We start from the raw sequence: 1,328 nt of genomic DNA on the forward strand, positions 1-1,328 counted from the left end.
TAATGAGATGGACGGCCTCCCACCCCCCGGCGGATAATATGTGCGATAGAAACAGGAGGAATTGTCATGACAATAGTTACGATTGGGCTCGACACCTCGAAGAGCTGGTTCCAGGTGCATGGTGTGGACGAAGATGGTCAGGCCGTCGTTCGCCGGAAACTGCCTCGCAGCAAGGTACTGGAGTTTTTCGCCAACCTGCCTCCTTGCACAGTTGGGTTGGAAGCTTGCGGTGGCGCACATTACTGGGCCCGAGAGTTAACAAAGCTCGGGCACATTCCCAAGCTGATGCCAGCTCGCTACGTTCGCCCTTATGTGAAGACAAATAAGCACGACGCCGCGGATGCCGAAGCTTGTTGCGAAGCAGTCCAGCGGCCGGGAATGCGATTTGTCCCCACAAAAACAACTGAGCAGCAGAGTATGCTCATGGTGCACCGTGTTCGCGATCTGTTGATCCGGCAACGGACCGCAGCGGTCAATGCGCTCCGCGGCCATCTCTCAGAATTTGGGATTGTTCGACCGAAAGGAACAGCCAGCGCCCGAGAGCTTATGAGCCTCGTCGCTACCGATGAACGCGTTCCCGCTCTCGCCCATGAGGCGCTCGACAGCCTCGTTAATCAAATCCGCGACACCGAGCGGAAGATCGAAGCGTTCAATGAACGGATTGCGGCTATGGCAAAGAACAACGACGTTTGCCGCCGCCTGATGACTGTTCTAACGATTGGTCCCTTCGTGGCAACCGCTTTGGTCGCCACGGCCGGCGATCCAAACTACTTCTCCTCTGGTCGACACTTTGCAGCATGGTTGGGTTTGACGCCAAAGCAGCACTCTACGGCTGGGAAGGAGAGGTTCGGCGGGATCAGCAAACGTGGCGACAGCTATGTCCGAAAGCTGCTGATCCACGGTGCGCGCGCGACCGTTCACAATATTCGAAGCGGTCGGGTGAATGGCGCATGGGTGGTGGGTCTGCTTGCAAGGCGGCATTTTAACGTCACCACCGTCGCGCTGGCCAACAAAACTGCGAGGATCGCCTGGGCGGTCATGACAACAGGCCAGAGCTATCGCGCAGCTGTGTGAACGAACGCTGCGCAAATTTTCGGCAATGCGAGGGCAATTGAAGTGTGATGGCAATCCGGTCGGACCGGAATCGGCTGAACCCGTTGGACCTATCGGGCCGCAGTGCCCGTCAACGTAATTGGGTGTCGATCCGCGAATCTCATCGAGGTCAGCAGCATGCGCTGCACCAAAGACCGAATAGATAGCAGCAACCGAGAGCTTGTCAGATCACCAAAGCGCACTTGCAGAAAGGAGGCCGTCCATAGATAGGTCCA

At 57.0% G+C, this 1,328-nt stretch carries 1 protein-coding gene; it reads left to right on the forward strand.

Annotation, left to right across the window (positions count from 1 at the left end):
* Window positions 1-66 precede the first annotated feature (66 nt).
* Complete coding sequence (locus tag EXZ48_RS34535; RefSeq protein WP_130521579.1) at window positions 67-1,074, forward strand: IS110 family transposase; 1,008 nt, start codon at window positions 67-69, stop codon at window positions 1,072-1,074.
* Window positions 1,075-1,328: the final 254 nt, after the last annotated feature.

The organism is Shinella sp. JR1-6, assembly GCF_004284735.1.
Taxonomy (GTDB): domain Bacteria; phylum Pseudomonadota; class Alphaproteobacteria; order Rhizobiales; family Rhizobiaceae; genus Shinella.

Bases quoted from the DNA above. Each gene is read 5' to 3' on its own strand.
- EXZ48_RS34535 (WP_130521579.1), top strand. From the start codon at position 67: ATGACAATAGTTACGATTGGGCTCGACACCTCGAAGAGCTGGTTCCAG.